The following is a 19,407-nucleotide window of genomic DNA, read 5'->3' on the forward strand; positions in this document are numbered from 1 at the left end:
GCCTTCTTGTCCGACCCTGTGCCGCTACGCGGCACGGGGTTCGGGCGGGGATCCGTGGCTTCCTGTTTCGTCGCGCTGTGCCGGGACGAGTCCTGGTCTTACCGGCGCTCCGCAGGCTGCAACCGCCAGTCCGGCGGCCGTTTTGACGTTGATCGCGGCGTTGTGGTCCCGGTCATGGAGGGTCCCGCAGGCGGTGCAGGTCCATTCCCGGACGTGCAGGGGCTTGGGCCCGTTCTTGGCCCCGCACGCCGAGCAGGTCTGGGAGGTCGGTGTGAACCGGCCGATCTTCACCACAGTCCGGCCGTACCGGGCCGCCTTGTACTCCAGCATGGTCACGAACGCCGACCATCCGGCGTCGTGGACACTCTTGGCCAGCCTGGTGCGCGCGAGTTCCTTGACCGCCAGGTCTTCCACGCCGTCAAACTCCCGCCTGCCCCGCGACGCCATGCACGCGCCCCCACCCTCGAACGCACCGCTCGACAAGGTTCAGCCAGGACGAGCCGGTCGGTGTGAAGTGGCTAGATCTGGGCGATGCATGGCTGGTCACTCTGGGCCGAAACCCGGTTGCGCAGTGTTGGAGGATGAGGGACATGGTCACCGAAGAGCGCGCCGCGCCGACCGAGCCCTCAAGGAGCCTGTCCCCCGGTGGCCGGCTCGCCCGCCCTTTGCTCTACGAAGAGCCGGCCCAGCGGCCCCATCACGTGCAGCGTGCCGATGTCCCACAGCGTGCGCATCACCATCACCATCGGCGGTGCGGACGGCCGGGCACGGGACTCATCCAGCCCGGCCTCCCTGGCCGCGGGCGGGCGACGTGGGGCCGATCCGCTGAACCGAGCCCAGCCCCAACGACCTCGTGCATGGTCAGCGTGAGCACATGATCGGCCGTGCCATCAGCGATGCCGTGTTCCACCGGAATCCGGGCTGATGAGTGGGCGAACCCGGCCGCAGGTCTGAGCACCCAGTCCCTGATAACCGGCATCAGCAGACCTGCCTCGATGGTGCTTGGCGCAGGGGAGCGGCCGATGCCTCGGAGGGCCGTGTGGACTGGTTCGATGACGCAGTCGAGCGGGCGGCAGGAGGGCCCGAGGGCATAGGGGTGCCCTGAGCAACGGGGAACGTGGGAGTTGCCCGAGCTGGGGCGTCGCGGGGTGAGCGAGCCCCGACAGGCCCTGCCGAAGACTGCATGAACGGATCGTCCACGATGCGGAAAGCAGCTTCCGTATGGATGGGTGGGGCTCTAGTGCCTCACGTGACGGCGAGTGTGTCAAGACCTCCTCTCTGGGAGGCGGGTGAGGTCAGGCTCCCTGGTGCGCAGCTGCCGCCACAGCTGTTCGTCGACCCGGTCGAGGAAGGTCAAGGCCTCGCGCTCGACCGCTTCGGCAGCAGCTCCGGTCCGGCCGTGGTTGTCGATCCGCTGGTACGCCAGGTGGAGCTGTTCCAGAGCGCGGTGGATCTCCGCCGGCGCCACGGGGACGATCTTCGCGACGGGCCGTACGTAGTTCGGCCACCACCCGGTGACCGCCTCGCGCAGCAGCACGCGCAGCTGCCCCGTCCTGCCGCATGCGCCGACGAAGCAGGCGGGCGGCGGCCGAAGTACCTCGAACAATGCCTGGGTCTGCCGTTCGGACCCGCGCCAGCGGTTGCGCCGTTCCGCCTCGGCGTAGCGGTCGCGGGTCATGCCTACCCCCAGGGCCACCTGCTCCACCGTCAGTCCGAGGAGCGTCCGGCACTGCAGGAGCGTGGCCGGTTCGCCGAGCAGATCACCCGGCGAGCACCACAACGCGGCTGCCAGTGCGTTGATTTGATGGACTGTCGGCGCCTCTGTGCCCCGCTCCCAGGCCAGGAGCGTGTCGGGGTGGAGGGGGTGCCCTTGGAAGGCCGAGACGGCCCAGGCGACCTGGCCGCGCGTGAGTCCGAGCTGCTCGCGCACGCGGGCGGCGTGGCGGGGCTCGAGCGGGGGATAGGCGGAGTCTTCTTCGCCCTCGGACGGGCTGTGGAGATCGTCTTGGGATGGCATAGCCGGACACCGTAGGGCCGGGGGCCGCCCCAGCCAAGACCTGCGGATTCCGCAGGAGTTCAGGACGCCGGTTGACGCGCGTTGACAGCCCCGGCCGACGGCGATTGTGCGTACCTCCAAAGAATCACAGGAATCAATTGGTCTGCCTGGAGGAGTTGACGACCAGGGGTCCTGTTCGTATGGTCGCAGCCGTCCACAGTGGAAAGTAAATTCCGCAACAGGGAATCGCGTCGTTCTCCGCACTCCGGAATCCGGCACGATTTCCGTATCCCTCCGGGCAGGTCCGTCCACTTGTCCGGCCGTGCTTCGCTCTCGACCGTCCCAGCCGTGCGCCGGCCGGGCGGTCTCTCGGAGGGACTGTCCCCATGCGCTCCCCTAGGCTCTTGACTCACGACCGCTCCGCCCCGTCCCTCCCCGCCCATCCCGCGGACGAAGTGCTGCCCATGCGGCGGATGATCCCCGCCGCCCTGCAGCACGTGGGCAGCATGTACGCGGGCCTCGCGGCGCCTCCGCTGATCATCGGCGGCGCGATCGGCCTGACCGCGGCACAGCTCACCGTTCTGCTGGCCGCGAGCCTGGTCGTCGCGGGCCTGGCCACCGTCGCCCAGACGCTGCGCTTCTGGGGTGTCGGAGCCGGGCTGCCCGTCACCAACGGCGTCTCGTTCGCCGTGGTTTCCCCGGTCCTGGCCGCTTCCGCGTCACGGGGGCAGGACACCCTGCCTCTGGTGTTCGGCGCCACCCTCGTCGCCGGGGTCGTCTGCTTCCTCCTGGCGCCGGCCTTCTGCCGGCTCGTCCGCTTCTTCCCGCCCGTCGTCAGCGGTTCCGTCATCACGTTGGTCGGCCTCTCGCTGCTGCCGGTGGCCGGCAAGTGGGCCCGGGGCGGCGACCCCGAGTCCTCCGGCTACGGCTCACCGTCCAACCTCGCGCTCGCCGCCGGAACCCTCGCCTTCACGCTTGTCCTCCACCGACTCCTCAGCGGACGTTTCCTGCAACGGGTGGCGATCCTGCTCGGCCTCATCGCCGGCACGGCCGCCGCGGTGCCGATGGGCAAGGTCGACTTTGACCACCTCTCCCAGGCACCGCTGTTCGCGCTCCCGCAACCGTTCGCCTTCGGCGCCCCGCAGTTCGAGGCGCCGGTCATCGCCACCATGCTCGTCGTCATGCTCGTTTCCATGACCGAGTCCACCGCGTCCCTGATCGCGGTGGGATCGGTCGTCGACAGGCCGGTCGACGACCGCGTCATCGCGGGCAGCCTGCGCGCCCAGGGACTGGGCACCGCACTCGGCGGCGCCCTGGGAGCCTTCGTGAGCTGCGCCTACGGGCAGAACGTCGGCCTGGTCGCGATCAGTCGCATCCGCAGCCGGTACGCCGTCACCCTGTGCGGAGCGATCCTGGTCCTCATGGGCCTCGTGCCGGTCCTGGGCTCTCTGGTCGCGCTCGTGCCGCTGCCCGTACTCGGCGGGGCGGGAGTCGTCTTCTTCGGCTCGATCACCGTCGCCGGAATCCGGACCCTCGCCAAGGCATCCCTGGCCACCGGGCACAACGGCATCATCGTGTCCGTCGCCCTCGCCTTCGGCCTCTTCCCCATCGCATCGGCCGACTTCTACGACCGGCTCCCCGCGCCCGTCACCATGGTGCTGGGATCGGGCATCACTGCGGGATGCCTCGCCGCCGTCCTCCTCAACCTGCTCCTGAACCACTTTGGACGGGGCAGCGAGGCCAACGAGAGCCACATCCCCACCGCACAGGTCAACGCCTTCGACGGCATCGACAGTCAGGCACACCTCCCCCCGCGTTCAGTCCGACAACGACGATGAATCAGGGCATGCCGCGCGACTCGTCACGCGGGCCCTCCAGCGGCTGCTGTTCGCCTTGGCCCGAGCGGCGCAGAACCCTGCCACACATCCCCGCCTCGCAAGCTGTGAGACCGCGTTTGGGATGGGGGACATGGTCACCAAAGAGCGCGCCGTGGTACTGGCTGAGGCTCTGCTGTCGAGAGAGCGGCAGGCGTGGCCATGGATGGCGCGCCTGCCCCCAGTCATTGTCCTCGATGTGGAGGAACACGCTCTCGGGTGGCTGGTCTTCTGGCAGTCAGTGGAGTGCGTCCGCAGCCGTGAGATCGAGAAGATGTTGGTGGGCCACGGCCCCTACCCGGTGGACCGACAGGACGGGGGTATCCACCACATCCCTGTCACCACATATGTCGGCGAGGACTCTAGCCACTTGCCCCTGAAGAAGTCGTTGGTGCCGCTGGATTGACCTATGGGGAGAGCTGGTCCGGGCTGTCGGTGGCCGCGACAGTTGAGCTGGGGCGCCGGCAGCCGGGGGTGGTGGCGGTGTTGCGTATCGCGGCAGTGCAGGACACGTGGTGGGAGGTGCTGCCGGAGCAAGCGCGACAGCTACCGGTCGAGCCGGCCCAGATCGATGCGTACCTGGACGACGAGCGATTCATCGCCCCGTGGCGGGAGCTGTTCGCCGACCGGCGGGGGCGGCCGTCGGTTCCGGTCGAGACGCTGCTGCGGCTGCTGTATCTCAAACACCGTTACCAGCTCGGTTACGAGACGCTGTGCCGTGAGGTTGCGGACTCGCTGAGCTGGCGCCGGTTGTGCCGGATCCCTTTGACCTCCCCGGTGCCGCACCCGACCACGTTGGTCAAACTGATGCGCCGCGGCGGCGCGCAGACCGTGGAACAGCTCAACGCCGCATCGCTGGGCAAGCTGGTCGAGGACAAGCTGGTGCGGTGCCGCAAGCTGCGCATCGACACCACCGTGATCGAAGCCAACATCGACCACCCCACGGACGCCGAACTGCTGGACCACGGCGTGCGCAAGCAGGGCCGACTGGTGCGCCGGATCAAGGCCGCGGGCGGCGCCAGGCGCACCCGCTTCCGTGATCGCAGCCGATCAGCAGGGCGCCGCTTGAAGGAGATCTCGCGCACCCTGCGACGACGCACCGGCCAGGCGATGGGCGAGAACGACCGGCTCACCGGTGAGATCGCCACCGTGGCGCGCGCGACACTAACGGGACGCGGCCACGGTGGAGCGCAACGCCCGCCGCGCGCTGGGCAAACGGCCTTCGGGACGCCTCGCGCGAGTGGTGGCGGAGCCGGCCGAGACCTCGGCCGGCACTCGCCAGCTGCTGGAGCAGACCGCTTTGCGGCTGGCGGGCATCCGCACCATCCCCGACCGGCTGGTCTCGTTAGCCGACCCCGATGCCCGGCCGATCCGCAAGGGCAAGCCTCAGCACCCCACCCAGTTCGGTTACACCACCCTGGTCGCCGAGGATGAACGCGGCTTCGTCGTCGACCACCAAGTCAACCGCGGGAACCCGCCCGACGCACCGCAACTTGTGCCCTCGGTCGAGCGAGTGACCGCGCTCACTGGCCGACCGCCCGGCACCGTCGTCGCCGACCGCGGCTTTGGCACCGCCGCCAACGACCGGGGCTGGCCGAACTCGGCGTCCAGCGGATCGGCCTCCAACGCAACGGAACACCGGGAAAGACTCGACGCGAGCACGAGCGCACCCGCCCGTTCCGCCGGATGCGGAACTGGAGAGTCGGCATCGAAGCCCGTATCAGCCACCTCAAGCGCAGCTTCGGCTTCCGCCGCACCCGGCTGCGCCGCCTGGCAGGCGCGCAGACCTGGGCCGGACTCGGGATCTTCGCCTACAACCTCCACCGGATGACTGTCAGCGGCCGGTGAGGACGCAACTACCCCTGGCCCCGGCACAGGAGTGAGCCCGCAGCAACAGGCCTGCCACCAGGCCAAAACCCTTTTTCAGGGGCAAGCAGCTAGCCGCCCGGTCAGAAGGCGTGCGCCATCAGCTCCGCGAACAGCGCGTGCTCGTCGACATCGAGGCCCCGCGAGCGGAACCAGCCGCAGATGTTGGCGCAGTCGCGCTGGAGGAAGGTCATCCCGTTGAGGTTGCCGACCAGGTCGACGATCTGTGGCAGGTCGATGATGACCAGCCGCTCGCCCGCCGCCAGGATGTTGTACGCCGAGAGGTCGCCGTGCACGAAACCGTTCTGCACCATCGTCGCGAGCGCATCGGTGAGCTGCTCGAAGTACGCCGCCAGCAGCTCGGGTGAGGGGCGGGTCTGGGCGAGCCGGGGTGCGGTCGCGACGGCGCCGTCCTCGTCGACGACAGTGATCCACTCCATCAGGATCTCGGTGCCGTCGATCTGGACCGGGTAGGGAACCGGCAGCCCGAGGTTCCAGAGCCGCACCAGCGCACCCCACTCGGACACCGCCCACTCGCCGGCCGCGACCTGCCGGCCGAAGGTGCTCTTCCGCTTGAGGGCCCGCTCGTCACGTGAGCGCTTCATCGAGCGGCCCTCGGTGTAGGACGCGGCGCGGTGGAAGGTCCGGTGCTCAGGAGAGCGGTACCGCTTGGCCGCCATGACCACGCCGGCGGCGGGGTCGAGCGGGTCGGCGCGTTCGACGAGGTGGACGTCGGCCTCCTTGCCGGTCTTGAGGACGCCGAGCTCGGTGTCGATCGCGCCCTGCGAGGTCACCACCCAGTCCGGGAGCGGCTCGGGGCCTCGGCAGAGGGGTTCGACGCTGAGCCAGGTCGACCAGCGCTGGCCATCCACAAGGGCGTCGTAGGCACGGAAGTCGAAGACGAACCGGTCGTCGATGTCGCCCAGGTCGTCCGGCGGCGGGACGTGGCGGTAGGGGTCGCTGATGAAGTCGTCAGGAAATGCCGGGTGCTGAGGGTGCTGCGAGAGATCGTCGTGAGACATCGCTGGAGGTGCTCCATGAGGTGAGAGAGGATCGGTCTGCGGGCAAGCCGAGGACAGTCGTAGTCACGGTCGTGCCTCCTCTCGTGGAGCACCGGGCAGCTCCCGGTGTCCCGCCCATGGTGAGGGGCGGAGACGGGGAGCGGCAACCGAATAAAGTCGGCCCGCGTCGAGCGGCCCCAGCGGTGCCGTAGGTTCCGGCGTGATCCTCCGTACCGGGCTCGTCCCGGCCCTGTTCGGGCTGACGTTGGCCGGGTCGTTGCCGGCCGGACCCGCGGTGGCCGAGCGAGCCCCGACGCCCGGTGCGAGCGGGATGGGAGACCCGTATTTCCCACAGGACGGCAACGGCGGCATCGACGTGCTGCACCACGACGTCCGGGACGGCTACCGGGATTCATTCCTTGCCGACTGGAACACCGATCCTCGCGCTGCGTAAACGTCTGCAGAGCCGACGATGAAAGGGGGCGGCAGTGTCTGACGCCGTTGCCGTCGGGCACAGCGCAGTACAACCCCTTGGCGTAACTTGCCTCAAGGCTCCGTCCCGCATCCCTCGTCGGCAGTAACCCCAGGTCGGCCCAACGAGTTGGGGGAAGCGTGACCCAGGTGAACGACAACGCTCGTACGATGTCCGATGCTTCCGCGGAGAACTCCGTTCTCCTTGCCACCACCCCGCCCGGGCATGCGGAGGCCCGTGACGGAGACGTCGCGGTGGTGGGCGTGGGGATCCGGCTGCCCGGGGGGATCCGGTCGCTCGACGGGTTGTGGGCGGCACTGGCGGAGAGCCGGGACCTGGTCGGCAAGGTGCCGGGCGACCGGTTCGACGTGTCGCGGTTCGTGTCGTCCGACGGACGTCCGCGCTCCGGCCGTACGTACACGGCCGCGGGCGGCTTCCTGGACGACGTAGCCGCCTTCGACGCGGAGTTCTTCGGCATCTCGCCGAAGGAGGCATCCAGGCTGGACCCGCAGCAGCGGCTGCTCCTGGAGTGCGCCGTCGAAGCGTTCGGCGACGCGGGCATCGACCCGGCGGCGCTGGCCGGCAGCGACACGGCGGTGATCATGGGCGTGTCGTCGCACGGGTACGGCGATCTGCAACAGCGGCGGCCGCGCACGATGAACGCGTATTCCATGAGCGGTACGGCGTCCTGCAACACCGCGAACCGGGTGTCGTACGTCTTCGATCTGCAGGGTGCGTCGTTCGCGGTGGACACGGCGTGTTCGTCGACGCTGACCGCGGTGCACCAGGCGTGTCAGGAGGTGCGGTCCGGGCGCAGTGCGCTCGCGCTCACGGGCGGCGTGAGCGTGATGCTCAATCCGTTGGAGAGTGTCGGGTTCGCGCAGGCGTCGATGCTCTCGCCCACCGGGCGGTGCCACCCGTTCTCCGAGCGCGCGGACGGCTTTGTGCGCGCGGAGGGAGCCGGTGTGCTCGTGCTCAAGCCGCTGTCTGCGGCGCTGGCGGACGGCGACCGGATCCACGGGGTGATCCTCGGCAGTGGTATCAACACGGACGGCCGTACAGTCGGGCTGGCGCTGCCGAGTGCGCGCAGCCAGGCTGCGCTGCTGGCGCGGGTGTATGCCGAGGCGGGCATCGGCGCGGACGAGGTGGCGTACCTCGAGGCGCACGGCACAGGTACCCAGGCTGGGGATCCGGTGGAGTGTGCGGCGTTGGGTGAGGTGCTCGGGCGGCGCCGTACCTCGGGTGCGCCGCTGCCGATCGGATCGGTGAAGTCGAACCTGGGGCACCTGGAGGCGGCGGCAGGCGTGCCCGGCCTGCTCAAGGCGCTGTTGGTGCTGAGGGAGCGGCGGATTCCCGCGACGCTGCACACGACTCCTCCGAGTTCGCGGATCGACTTCGCCGGGCTGGGCCTGGAGCCTGTGGCCAAGGCGCGCCCTCTGTCGGGGAAGCGGCTGGTGGCAGGGGTGAACTCCTTCGGGTTCGGCGGTGCCAACGCCCACGTGGTGCTGTCGGCAGCCCCCAAGGCGTACGACCGGTCGCGTCCCGGTTGCGCCGGCCCACTCCCGCTCGTCGTGTCCGCTCGTACGCCGCAGGCGTTGGAGGCTGCCGCCGTCCGGTGGGCGGAGCACCTGGAGGACCTGGTCCCGGACGCCTTCTACGACACGGCCTACACGGCGTGCCGTCGTCAGGCCCGGTATGAGCATCGTTTCGCGTTGCTGGCCGAGGACCCGTCAGCGGCGGCGCGGGCGCTGCGGCAGGTGGCACGTGGCGAGCCCGCACGGGGCACGGCTCGTGCGGTCGGTGTGGAGCGGGGTCGTATCGGACTCGTCTTCAGTGGCAACGGCTCCCAGTGGGCCGGGATGGGGGCGGAACTCCTCGGTGCCGAAACGCACTTCACGGCTGAGGTAGACGCGGTCGACGAGGTGTTGCGCCCTCTGCTGGGCTGGTCGGTGCGGGAGGAGATGGCCGCCCCCCGCGGGCGGGAGGTGTGGCAGCGCACCGAGATCGCCCAGCCGATGCTGTTCGCCCTCCAGGCCGGGCTGGTCGCGGCGCTGACCGCGCGCGGTTTCGCTCCCGCCGCGATGTGCGGGCACAGCGTGGGCGAAGTCGCGGCCGCCTACTGCGCGGGAGCCCTGGATCGTGCGGCCGCCTGCCGGGTGATTGCCGCGCGCAGCCGGTCCCAGGGCGCGACCGCCGGGTGCGGGCGAATGGCGGCCGTCGGGCTCGGTTCTGCGGACGCCGAAAAGCTGATCTTCGAGATGGGGCAGGCGAAGCGGCTGGTGGTCGCCGGGATCAACAGCGCCCGGGACGTGACCGTCGCAGGGGACGCCGCAGCGCTCGCCGCGTTCGGCGAAGAGCTCGGCGAGCGGGGGGTGTTCTTCCGCGACCTCGGGCTGGACTACGCCTTCCACAGCCCGGCCATGGACGAGTCGCGCGGGCCGCTCACGGCCATGCTGTCCGGGCTGCCGACACGGCCCGCTCACATCCCTCTGGCCTCCACGGTCACCGGGCGGCTCAGCAGCGGCGAGGTTCTCGACGCCGAGTACTGGTGGCGCAATGTCCGCGAGCCTGTCCGGTTCGCCGAAGGGGTGGACGTCCTCGTCGGCGAGGCCGGCTGCGACGTCCTGGTGGAGATCGGCCCGCACCCGGTGCTCGGCGCGTATCTGCGCCGTGTCACGACCGGTGCCGGGCAGGCCGTCGCCGTGATCCCCACCCTCACGCGCACCGCCTCCGGCCCCGACGCGCTCGACGCCACTGTGGCGCAGCTGCTGGCGTGCGGGGCCGAGACCGACTGGAGCATCCCGTTCCCGCATCCAGGCCGGGTGGCCGATGTGCCCGCCTATCCGTGGCAGCGTGAACGCCACTGGAACGGCGATCCCGGGTGGTGGCTGGAGACCGCGGCCGAGGAGGACGGCGAGACGGCGCAGCCGCCCCACACGCTGCTCGGCGTACGACAGCCGGGAGCGCGGCCCGCCTGGCAGCAGGAGCTCTCCTCCGGCGCCCTGGGATGGCTCGCCGATCACCTGGTCGGCGAGACGGTGGTCGTGCCGGCAGCCGGATACGTGGACATGGCCCTGACCCTCGGGCAGGCCGTGCACAACACGCCCGTCGAGGTGCACGGTTTGTCGATCAGCCGTGCGCTGAGCCTGCCGGGCGACGACGAGGACCGCACCATGTCCGTCCACACCGCGCTGGAACGCGACGGCCGTTTCACCGTCTCCAGCCGTGACGGGAGCGGTGGCGCATGGGTCGAACACGCACGCGGCCGCGTACGCAAGCTGCTGCGAGCCTGCCCGCCCGGTGCCGACCCGCACACGCTGCGCGCCCGCATGCCCCGCGAGATGAGCGCGGGCGACCACTACACGGTCTGCGCCCGTGCCGGGCTGCCCTACGGTTGTGCGTTTCGTACCCTGACCGGCCTGCGCACCGACGACGGGGAGAGCCGTGAAGTACTCGCCTCCTACGCCGCCACCGCCGACCTCGACGACGCTCCTCTCGCCCATCCGACCCTCCTCGACGGCGCGCTCCAGGCGGGCCTGCCGCTGCTCGCGGCGGCCACCGACCGGCAAGCGGCCGACCCCGACCGCGCACCGGCCGCTTTCCTGCCCGTCGGCATCGACACCGTTCGCTGCTGGCAGCCGCTGCCCCGCACCGGCCTGATCCATGTACGCCTGCGTACCCGCACCGCACGCGAGGCCGTCTGGGACATGACCGTCATGGCCGAAGACGGCACCGTGGCCTTGGAAGCGCTCGGCTGCCGACTGCGCCGCTTCGACGCGACGCGTTCCCCCGCCCCCCAACAGCTCGCCGAGGTCCTGCGCGCCGCCCCGCTGCCCACGAGCCGGGCCACCCCGTTGTCCTGGCCCACGCCCATGGACACCCTCGCCACCTGCGCGGACCAACTCTCGCGAGCCGCCCAAAAATGGCGGACACACCCGTACGACCGCGCCCGCGCCCGTTGCCTGCGCATGAGCGCGCACCTGACCGCAGCCGCCGTACGCGGACTCCTGCCGGGCGCAGTGGAGTTCACCTTGGACGACCTGATCGCGGCCGGGGTGCGGCCCCGGCATCTCAGGCTGCTGACCGCCCTGTTCGAGCACGCCGTACAGCAGGACGTCCTGACCACGCAGGGGAACGGCCGGTGGCGCGTGGCGGAGGAACCACAGCCGCACCGGCTGTTCAAGGAAGCACTCCTGGCCTTCCCGGCCGAGGCCGCCCCCGCGCAGGCGTACGGCGTGTGCGGGCTGCATCTGGCGGACGTGCTGCTCGGGCGCGCCGATCCGCTCACGCTGCTGTTCGCCGAGCCCGACGCCCTCGCCGCGCGCATCTACGACAGCACGCCCGTGATGCACCACCAGTACCGCACCGCCCGGCTCCTGCTTCAGACGGCCCTCGCGGCCTGGCCCGAGGGGCGGCCGCTGCGTGTGCTGGAGGTCGGCGCCGGAACAGGCGGGCTGACGGCCGCGCTCCTGCCGCATCTGCCGCCCGAGCGCACGCACTACACCTACACCGACGTGTCCTCGGCCTTCTTCCCGGCCGCCCAGGTCCGCTTCGCCGACCACGACTTCGTCCACTACCGCTGCCTCGACCTCGACACCGACCCCGTCGCCCAGGGTTTCACCCCTGCCTCCTACGACCTTGTCATCGCCGCGAACGTGCTGCACGCCACGCGGGATCTGCGGCGCACCCTGCACCGGATCGGTGACCTGCTGGCCGACGGCGGACAACTGCTCGCGGTGGAGAGCCACGACGAGGCCGCACTCACACCGGTGTTCGGGCTGCTGGACTCCTACTGGGGCGCCGAGGACACCGATCTTCGGCCGGACGGGCCGCTACTGGCACGCGACCGATGGCCCGGACTGCTGGAAGAGTGCGGATACACCGGCACCGTGCAGCCCGGCGACGCCACACAGCCCGCGCACGACCACTACTCCGTCATCCTCACCGTCCGGGCCCCTCGCCCCACACCCGCGCCGATGCCGGCGACCGCATCGCCCGAGCCGCGTTCGGTGCGCCCGCCCGCAGTGGCCGACCTGACCAGCGGGCCCTTCGCCACCGCGGCCGCCACGGTCCTGCGCGCCGATGCCCGGCGCGCAAGTGAAAGTCCGCTGCGGTGGTCAGAACTCCTCGCGGACACCGACGACGTGATCCTCCTGGCCGACAGCGGCGAGGGCAGCGCGACCGGGAGCGGGGGTGGCCCGGCCGCTGCCACGGAGGCCGCCGTACGCCACTTGGCCGTGCTGCGAGCGCTCGCCACCGCCACCCGGCAGCTGCCCGCGGACCGAGGGGTCACCGTCTGGCTCGTCGTGTGCGGCGCCCGTGACATCCCGCCGACCGCCGCCGCGGCCGTGTGGGGAGCGGCCCGCAGCCTGGCCAACGAACAACCGCGGCTGACCGTCCGACGCATCGCCCTGGCTGCCGGTGCCGAGGACAGGCTCGCCGAGGAGCTGACGGCCCGCCCGGCCGACGACGAGGTCCTGCTGACCCGCCAGGGACGGTTCGTGACGCGGCTGCGTCCCTACGCACCGCCTCCCGCCCCGGCTCCGACGGCATGGACAGCGGGGACGTCCGCCTCGTACACCCTGGTCCTGGAGGAGCCCGGTCTGCGCTACCGGCTCGGCTGGCGGCCTGCCCGAACGCCCCGGCCGGGCCAGGGCGAGATCGTCGTCGAGGTCGCGGCCGCCGCGCTCAACTACCGCGACATCATGGCCGCGACCGGCCTCGTACCGCCGCCCGAGGCGCCGCGCGGGCTCGACGCGGAACCGATCGGCCTGGAGTGCGCCGGCACGGTCGTCGCCGTGGGCGCCGACGTCGAACACATCCGTGTCGGGGACAGGGTGGCCTGTCTGACCCTCGGCGCTTACGGCTCGCACGCGTGGGTCCGCGCGGACCGGGTGATGCCGCTGCCGGACGGCATGGACTTCACCGAGGCCGCCACGCTCCCGACCGTCTTCCTGACCGTCCAGCATGCCCTGGACCACCTGGCCCGCCTGCGGCCCGGCGAAACCGTGCTGGTGCACGGCGCGGCCGGAGGCGTGGGCCTGGCCGCCCTGCAGTACGCCCAGCACGTCGGCGCCCAGGTCATCGCCACCGCCGGCAGTCCCGCCAAGCGTGACCTGCTGCGGCTGCTCGGCATCGAGCACGTCCTCGACTCACGCACGCTGCGCTTCGCCGACGAGATCGACGCCATCACCCAGGGCCGGGGCGTGGACGTCGTCCTCAACTCCCTGGCCGGTGAGGCCATGGACCGCAGTCTGCGCGTTCTGGCACCGCACGGCCGGTTCGTGGAGCTCGGCAAGCGCGACTTCCTCGCCGACAACTCGCTCGCCCTGGCGCCCTTCCGCGACAACCTCTCCTTTTTCGGAGTGGACGTCGCCGCCCTGCTCACCGACGCCTCCGCGCTGGCCGACGCCCATCTGACGGCGATCACCCGGGCCGTCCACGAGGGCATCTACCGCCCGCCGGCCCATCGCGTCTACCCGGCCGCCAGGATCCGCGAGGCGTTCGCCGTTCTGCAGCACTCCCGGCACATCGGGAAGGTCGTCGTCGCCTTCGACGCCGCCGAACCGTTGCCGGTCCGCCCCGCTGCCACCCCCCTCGTCCTGGACCCGGAGGCGAGTTACCTGGTCACCGGCGGGCTGGGCGGCTTCGGCGCCGCCACCGCCCGCCACCTGGCCGCCCGCGGGGCCCGCCACCTGACCCTGGTCGGCCGACGCGGCGCGCGCACGCCCGGCGCCGCCGAACTGACCGCCGACCTCGCTGAACTCGGCGTGCGGGTGAACGCGTACGCCGTCGACGCGGCCGACCCGGACGCCATGCGCCGGATCCTCGACGGCCTCGACGCCGAAGAGCGGCGCCTGGCCGGAATCGTCCACGCGGCGATGGTGCTCGACGACGCCCCACTGCACGAACTGGACGACGAGCGCGTACGGGCCGTTCTCACCCCCAAGATGGCGGCCGGTCACGTGCTGGACGAGCTGACCCGCGACCGCCCGCTCGACTTCTTCGTCGTCTACAGCTCGGCCGCCGCCGTAGCAGGCAACCTCACGCAGTCGTCGTACGCGGCCGCCAACCTCGCCCTCGAAGCCCTCGTACGCGACCGTCGCCGGGCCGGGCTGCCTGCCCTCGCGGTGCAGTGGGGCGCGATCGCCGGATCCGGCTACGTGCATCGCACCGAACGCGACGACGAGATGACGGCGCTGGGCATCGGCGGACTCGCCACCGCCGACGCGCTCGCCGCCCTCGACCGGCTCCTCGCGGACCCCGACCCCGACACCACGGCGGTCACCGTAGGGCACATCGACTGGGCAAGAATGCACCGATTCCTGCACATCCTCTCCGCACCGCGTACGGCCGCGCTGCTGCCCCCGGCCGAACACACCGACGGTGCGGAGTCACTGCGACAGGCGCTCAAACAGGCCGCGCCCGGCAACGCCGCCGCACTCGTCGAGGACGTCCTGGCCGACCTCCTCGCCCACGTCCTGCAGACGACGCCCGACCGCATCGACCGGACCCGACGCCTGGACCAGCTGGGCGTGGACTCCCTGCTGGCCGCCGAACTCGCCGCCCTGCTGCAGCAGCGGCTCGGCTGCGACCTGCCCACCATGGAACTCGCCGGCACACCGAACCTTCCCGCGCTCGCCCAGCGTGTGCTCGCTCGCCTCAACCCCACCCGCTGACAGGCCCGATGAGGAACGCTTCCGTGCCCGCACTCGTCCCCCTCACCCACCGCCCCCAGGCAACCGCACGCCTGTACTGCCTGCCGCCCGGCGGTTCCGGCCCGGAGTACTACCAGCCCTGGGCCGACCTCCTGCCGACCGCCGTCGAGGCCTACGCCGTCGCCCTGCCCGGCCGCGGCAACCGCCGTGACGAGCCGTCACCGACCGACTCAGGAGCACTCGCCGCCGCGCTCGCCTCCCTCACCGACGATGCCACCGACCCGCGGCCTTTCGCCCTGTTCGGGCACAGCTTCGGCGCCCTGCTCGCCTACGAGACCGCGCGCCGCCTGCGGCGCACCGGTCGACGCGAGCCTGTACTCGTTGCTTTCTCCGCCTTTCCCGCACCCCACCAGGGGGAACTCGACCGGCTCCTGGCCACCCTGCTTACTTCCGGCCTCAACGCCTTCACCGACATGGTGGGGCCCGTCCCCGCCGAAATTCTCGAAGACCCGGTGGCCGTGACGAGTCTGTGCACGCCCTTCCTTGCCGACCTGGTCCTCGCCCTGCACCACCGCCACCACGACGAACCACCCCTGCAGATGCCTCTGGCCCTGTACGGAGGCGACGCGGACCCCTTGGTCCCGCCGGACTGTCTGGAGCGCTGGAACGACCTGTTCACCACCCCCGCCACGCCCTACCTCTTCGCCGGACGCCACACCTACCCGCAAGACCAAACCCCGGCGCTGGTGCGCCGGCTCGCCAAGGACCTACAGATGGCGGCCCGATGACCCGTGACGGTGCGCGCTGGACGGCCGCCGTCGTCGTCTGCCTAGGCGTGTTCCTGCTCGGCATGGACCTGACCGTCCTCAACGTCGCCGTACCCGACCTGGATCGCGACCTGAAACCCTCCATGGCCCAGATCCAGTGGATCGTCGACGCCTACGCCCTGGTCCTCGGCGGCATCGTCCTGACCGCCGGAGCCCTCACCGACCGGATCGGCCGGCGCCGCGCATTCACGCTCGGTCTGGTCGTGTGCGGCACTACATCCGCGCTTGGCGCACTCGCCGAGGAACCGGGCCGGCTCATCGCCGCGCGCTGTGGCATGGGCGCAGGGGCCGCCCTGCTCATGCCCGCCACCCTCTCGATCATCAGCAACCTCTTCACCGACCCCGCCCCGCGGCGCCGGGCGATCGCCTTGTGGGCCGCCGCCCTCGGCCTGGGCGGCATGACAGGACCCGTGCTCGGCGGAGCCCTCGTCGAGACCTTCTCCTGGCGCGCCGGGTTCTGGGTGAACGTCCCCCTCGTGGCCGTGACCCTGATCCTCACCCTGCTCGCCGTACCGAAGACAGGATCCAGCCGTACCGGGGGCCACAGCGAGGAGCGGGTCGACCTCCTGGGCGCGCTGCTGTCGGCGTGCGGGCTGCTTACGCTCGTCTGGACAGTGATCGAAAGCCCGGTCAAGGGATGGACGAGCCCGCCGGTGCTGACCGGGTTCACCCTGGCCGCCGCCCTGCTGACCGTGTTCGTCGCACATCAGAGGCGCCGCGCCGAGCACGCGATGCTGCCCCTGCCCCTGCTGCGCCTGCCCGGCGTGATGCGCGGCGCCACGTCCCTGACGCTGCTGTCCTTCGCGATGTACGGAGCGCTGTTCGTCATCACCCTCTACCTCCAAGGGGTCCTGGGCTACACCCCCTGGGAGGCCGGCGTACGCACGCTGCCCCTGGCTGTGGCTCTCGCCGCAGGCTCACTCGCAGCACCGCCGCTGCTGGCCCGCCACGGCGAACGAACGCCGCTCACGGCCGGACTCGCCCTCGTCACCGCCGCGTTCGCCATCCTTGGCCACACCCAGGCCACCTCCGGCTACGGACACCTGCTGCTCTTCGAAGTCATCGCCGGACTGGGCGCCGGGCTGGTCGCGGCCGTCGGCACGGACACCGTCATGGGGGCGATCCCGCCGTCCCACGCCGGACTGGGATCCGCGGTGAACGACGCCACCCGCCAGGTCGGAGCCTCCCTCGGCGTCGCTGTCCAGGGCTCCGTCCTCAGCACGGTTGTCACCGACCGCCTCGGTACTGTGGCCTCGGCGACCACCCCGACCGCCGTGCTGCCACCGTTCCCGGCCGCACGGCAGGCGTTCGTCGACGGCCTCACGACAACGGCCCTGACCGCGGGGGCCATCACCTTGGCGGCGGTCCTGGCGGTCATTCCCTGGCGCAACGTGATTCCGCTCGCCACGACGTCCCGTGAGAGTCCTGAATGAGCGGTACGGACCCGGCACCATAGGCCCAGCCGCCACTTTCGCGGCTCCTTGACTTGCTCCTCGGGCTGAAGCCCGAGGATTCTGGCCTTCTCGTCCGTTGCTGTGCCGCTACGCGGCACGGGGTTCGGGAGAGAATCCGTGGCTTCCTGTTTCGTCGCGCTGTGCCAGGACGAGTCCTGGTCTGACCTGCGCTCCACAGGCTGCAACCGCCAGTCCGGCGGCCGTTTTGACGTTGATCGCGGCGTTGTGGTCCCGGTCATGGAGGGTCCCGCAGGCGGTGCAGGTCCATTCCCGGACGTGCAGGGGCTTGGGTCCGTCTTTGATGCCGCAGGCCGAGCAGGTCTGGGAGGTCGGTGTGAACCGGCCGATCTTGACCAGGGTCCGGCCGTACCGGGCCGCCTTGTACTCCAGCATGGTCACGAATGCCGACCATCCGGCGTCGTGGACACTCTTGGCCAGTCTGGTGCGCGCGAGTCCTTTGACCGCCAGGTCCTCCACGCCGATCGCTTGATTGTCGCGGATCAGCTTCGTGGAGAGCTGGTGGTGGAATTCTTTGCGCGCGTCGGTCACCTTCGCGAGGGCGCGGGCGACCTTGAGGCGGGCCTTCTCACGGTTCTTGCTGCCTTTCTGTTTGCGGGACAGCTCCCGCTGAGCTCTTTTGAGTTTCTTCTCCGCGCGGCGCAGGAACCTGGGGGAGTCGATCTTCGTGCCGTCGGACAGGACCGCGAAGTGGGTGAGCCCCAGGTCGATGCCGATGGCCTGGTCGGACTCGGGCATCCGGGCGGCGTCGGCGGCCGGGTCGGTGTCGATGGCGAAGGAGGCGAAGTACCGCCCGGCCGCGTCCTTGATCACGGTGACCGAGCTGGGCTGGGTGGGCAGAGTCCGTGACCACTTCACCTGCACCGCCCCGATCTTCGGCAGGTTCAGCCGCCCGTTGTCGGTGATCGACCAGCGGGCGTTGGCCGTGAAGCGGATTGACTGCCGGTTGTCCTTGCGGGACTTGAAGCGGGGTGCACCCATCTTCGCGCCCTGCCGCTGGCCCTTGAGGGAGGCGAAGAAGTTCTTGTAGGCGGCCTCCACATCGCGCAGCGCTTGCTGGAGCACCACCGAGGAGACCTCACCCAGCCAGGCCCGTGAAGCGGTCTGCTTCGCAGCGGTGATCAACTTCTTGGACAACTCGCCGGCCGTCGGGAAGGCCTCGCCCGCTCGGCGGGCGTGTTCGCGGGCGCGCACGGCGTCGTTGAACACGACGCGGGCGCACCCGAACGCCCTCGCCAGGGCTGCGCGTTGGCCGGAGTCCGGGTACAGGCGGAAGCTGTACCGAAGTTGCATGACGGCCACGATACATATTTGGGTTATGGGTGAGATGCAGAAGATTAGAACTGGTCGGCACTGTGTTTTCGTGATGCATGTGCACTTGGTCTTCGTGACAAAGTTCCGGCACAACGTATTCACGGACGATCACCTGGTGAGGATGGAGGAGATCATGCGGTCGGTGTGCGCGGACTTCGGGTGCGAGCTGGTGGAGTTCAACGGCGAGGACAACCACGTGCACCTCCTGGTGAACTTCCCGCCCAAGGTCGCTGTCACCAAGCTCGTGAACTCCCTCAAGGGCGTCTCCTCTCGTCGACTGCGCCAGGAGTTCCCCGACCTGGTACGCCACTACTGGCGGGCCAACAAGCTCTGGTCCGGTTCCTACTTCGCCGGCACTGTCGGCGGCGCCCCGCTCTCGGTGGTCAAGCAGTACATCGAACAGCAGAACCGGCCGGTGTGAGCACCGCCCCGGCTCCGCCGCGACCAGCCATCGCGGCGCTCCGCGCCACGGTGGTGTACACGCGGCGTCCGGCTCCGCCGGACCGGAATCCGCGACGCTCCGCGTCGCCACCATCAGATTCGTTTCACCCCCGGCCTGAAGGCCGGAGCACTGCGAATGAATCCCGGTAGCCGGTGACAGAAGTGCGGCTCCGCCCGCAGCAGGGCGACATCGGCCAGGCAGTCCCCGCCCAGCGCGACCGCAAGCGCCACATCGAGCACGACCTTGCCCGGATCATGCACCGCCCGCTGCTCGCGCCACGGCGCCCATGCCGCTGATATCGCGCTGTCCAGCCCGGTCTTGCGGACCGACTCCGCCAGCAGCACGGACCCGGCCTGGGAAGCCACTCCGCGGCCACCGCCCTCGACACGGACACGGGGGTACGACCCGGTACCCTTCTTCGCCTGAGGAGTGCAGCTTTCCCGACGACGACATGGACCCTAGACAAGTCTCATCGTCCCAGGTCA

Annotated in this window: 10 protein-coding genes and 3 pseudogenes; 8 read left to right on the forward strand and 5 right to left on the reverse strand. The window is 70.6% G+C overall.

Annotated elements, in window-relative coordinates; all coding sequences use genetic code 11:
- Positions 1 to 24: 24 nt before the first annotated feature.
- Both OG975_RS47110 and OG975_RS47115 read right to left on the reverse strand, forming a co-directional pair.
- Positions 25 to 414, reverse strand: a pseudogene (locus tag OG975_RS47110) (RNA-guided endonuclease InsQ/TnpB family protein); the annotation flags it as partial.
- 850 nt (positions 415 to 1,264) lie between these two features.
- On the reverse strand, positions 1,265 to 2,017 hold the full coding sequence (locus OG975_RS47115) for a helix-turn-helix domain-containing protein (protein WP_406335961.1): 753 nt from the start codon (positions 2,015 to 2,017) through the stop codon (positions 1,265 to 1,267).
- 383 nt (positions 2,018 to 2,400) lie between these two features.
- On the opposite strand from OG975_RS47115, the gene OG975_RS47120 reads away from it, so the two are divergent.
- The 3 genes and pseudogenes from OG975_RS47120 (at position 2,401) to OG975_RS47130 (ending at position 5,718) form a co-directional block, all read left to right on the forward strand.
- On the forward strand, positions 2,401 to 3,834 hold the full coding sequence (locus OG975_RS47120) for a nucleobase:cation symporter-2 family protein (protein ID WP_406335962.1): 1,434 nt from the start codon (positions 2,401 to 2,403) through the stop codon (positions 3,832 to 3,834).
- Positions 3,835 to 3,964: 130 nt separating this feature from the next.
- Positions 3,965 to 4,276 carry a YrhB domain-containing protein gene (locus OG975_RS47125; protein ID WP_406335964.1) on the forward strand — a complete coding sequence of 104 codons (312 nt, stop codon included), beginning with the start codon at positions 3,965 to 3,967 and terminating at the stop codon, positions 4,274 to 4,276.
- 77 nt (positions 4,277 to 4,353) lie between these two features.
- Positions 4,354 to 5,718, forward strand: a pseudogene (locus OG975_RS47130) (ISNCY family transposase).
- A gap of 101 nt (positions 5,719 to 5,819) precedes the next feature.
- Here OG975_RS47130 and OG975_RS47135 read toward each other — a convergent pair.
- Entirely contained in the window at positions 5,820 to 6,758 is a 939-nt protein-coding gene (locus OG975_RS47135; protein ID WP_406335966.1) for a serine protein kinase RIO, read from the reverse strand.
- A gap of 199 nt (positions 6,759 to 6,957) precedes the next feature.
- Here OG975_RS47135 and OG975_RS47140 point away from each other — a divergent pair, with 199 nt between their 5' ends.
- The 4 genes from OG975_RS47140 (at position 6,958) to OG975_RS47155 (ending at position 17,127) form a co-directional block, all read left to right on the forward strand.
- Entirely contained in the window at positions 6,958 to 7,191 is a 234-nt protein-coding gene (locus OG975_RS47140; RefSeq protein WP_406335967.1) for a hypothetical protein, read from the forward strand.
- Positions 7,192 to 7,379: 188 nt separating this feature from the next.
- Positions 7,380 to 14,888, forward strand: coding sequence for an SDR family NAD(P)-dependent oxidoreductase (locus OG975_RS47145; RefSeq protein ID WP_406335968.1), 7,509 nt, complete (start codon positions 7,380 to 7,382; stop codon positions 14,886 to 14,888).
- Between the two features lie 23 nt (positions 14,889 to 14,911).
- Positions 14,912 to 15,655 carry a thioesterase II family protein gene (locus OG975_RS47150; RefSeq protein WP_406335970.1) on the forward strand — a complete coding sequence of 248 codons (744 nt, stop codon included), beginning with the start codon at positions 14,912 to 14,914 and terminating at the stop codon, positions 15,653 to 15,655.
- Entirely contained in the window at positions 15,652 to 17,127 is a 1,476-nt protein-coding gene (locus tag OG975_RS47155) for an MFS transporter (RefSeq protein ID WP_406335971.1), read from the forward strand. The genes OG975_RS47150 and OG975_RS47155 overlap by 4 nt, the downstream gene beginning before the upstream one ends.
- 108 nt (positions 17,128 to 17,235) lie before the next feature.
- On the opposite strand, the gene OG975_RS47160 is transcribed toward OG975_RS47155, so the two are convergent.
- Positions 17,236 to 18,459, reverse strand: coding sequence for an RNA-guided endonuclease InsQ/TnpB family protein (locus tag OG975_RS47160; RefSeq protein ID WP_406335972.1), 1,224 nt, complete (start codon positions 18,457 to 18,459; stop codon positions 17,236 to 17,238).
- Between the two features lie 25 nt (positions 18,460 to 18,484).
- Between OG975_RS47160 and tnpA the strand changes: the two genes are divergently transcribed.
- Entirely contained in the window at positions 18,485 to 18,901 is a 417-nt protein-coding gene (gene tnpA / locus OG975_RS47165) for an IS200/IS605 family transposase (RefSeq protein WP_406335974.1), read from the forward strand.
- A 185-nt stretch (positions 18,902 to 19,086) separates the two neighbouring features.
- Here the strand turns inward: tnpA and OG975_RS47170 are convergent.
- A pseudogene (locus OG975_RS47170) lies at positions 19,087 to 19,341 on the reverse strand (transposase); the annotation flags it as partial.
- Positions 19,342 to 19,407: the final 66 nt, after the last annotated feature.

The organism is Streptomyces sp. NBC_00203 (genome assembly GCF_045206325.1).
In the GTDB taxonomy this organism is placed as follows: domain Bacteria; phylum Actinomycetota; class Actinomycetes; order Streptomycetales; family Streptomycetaceae; genus Streptomyces; species Streptomyces lutosisoli.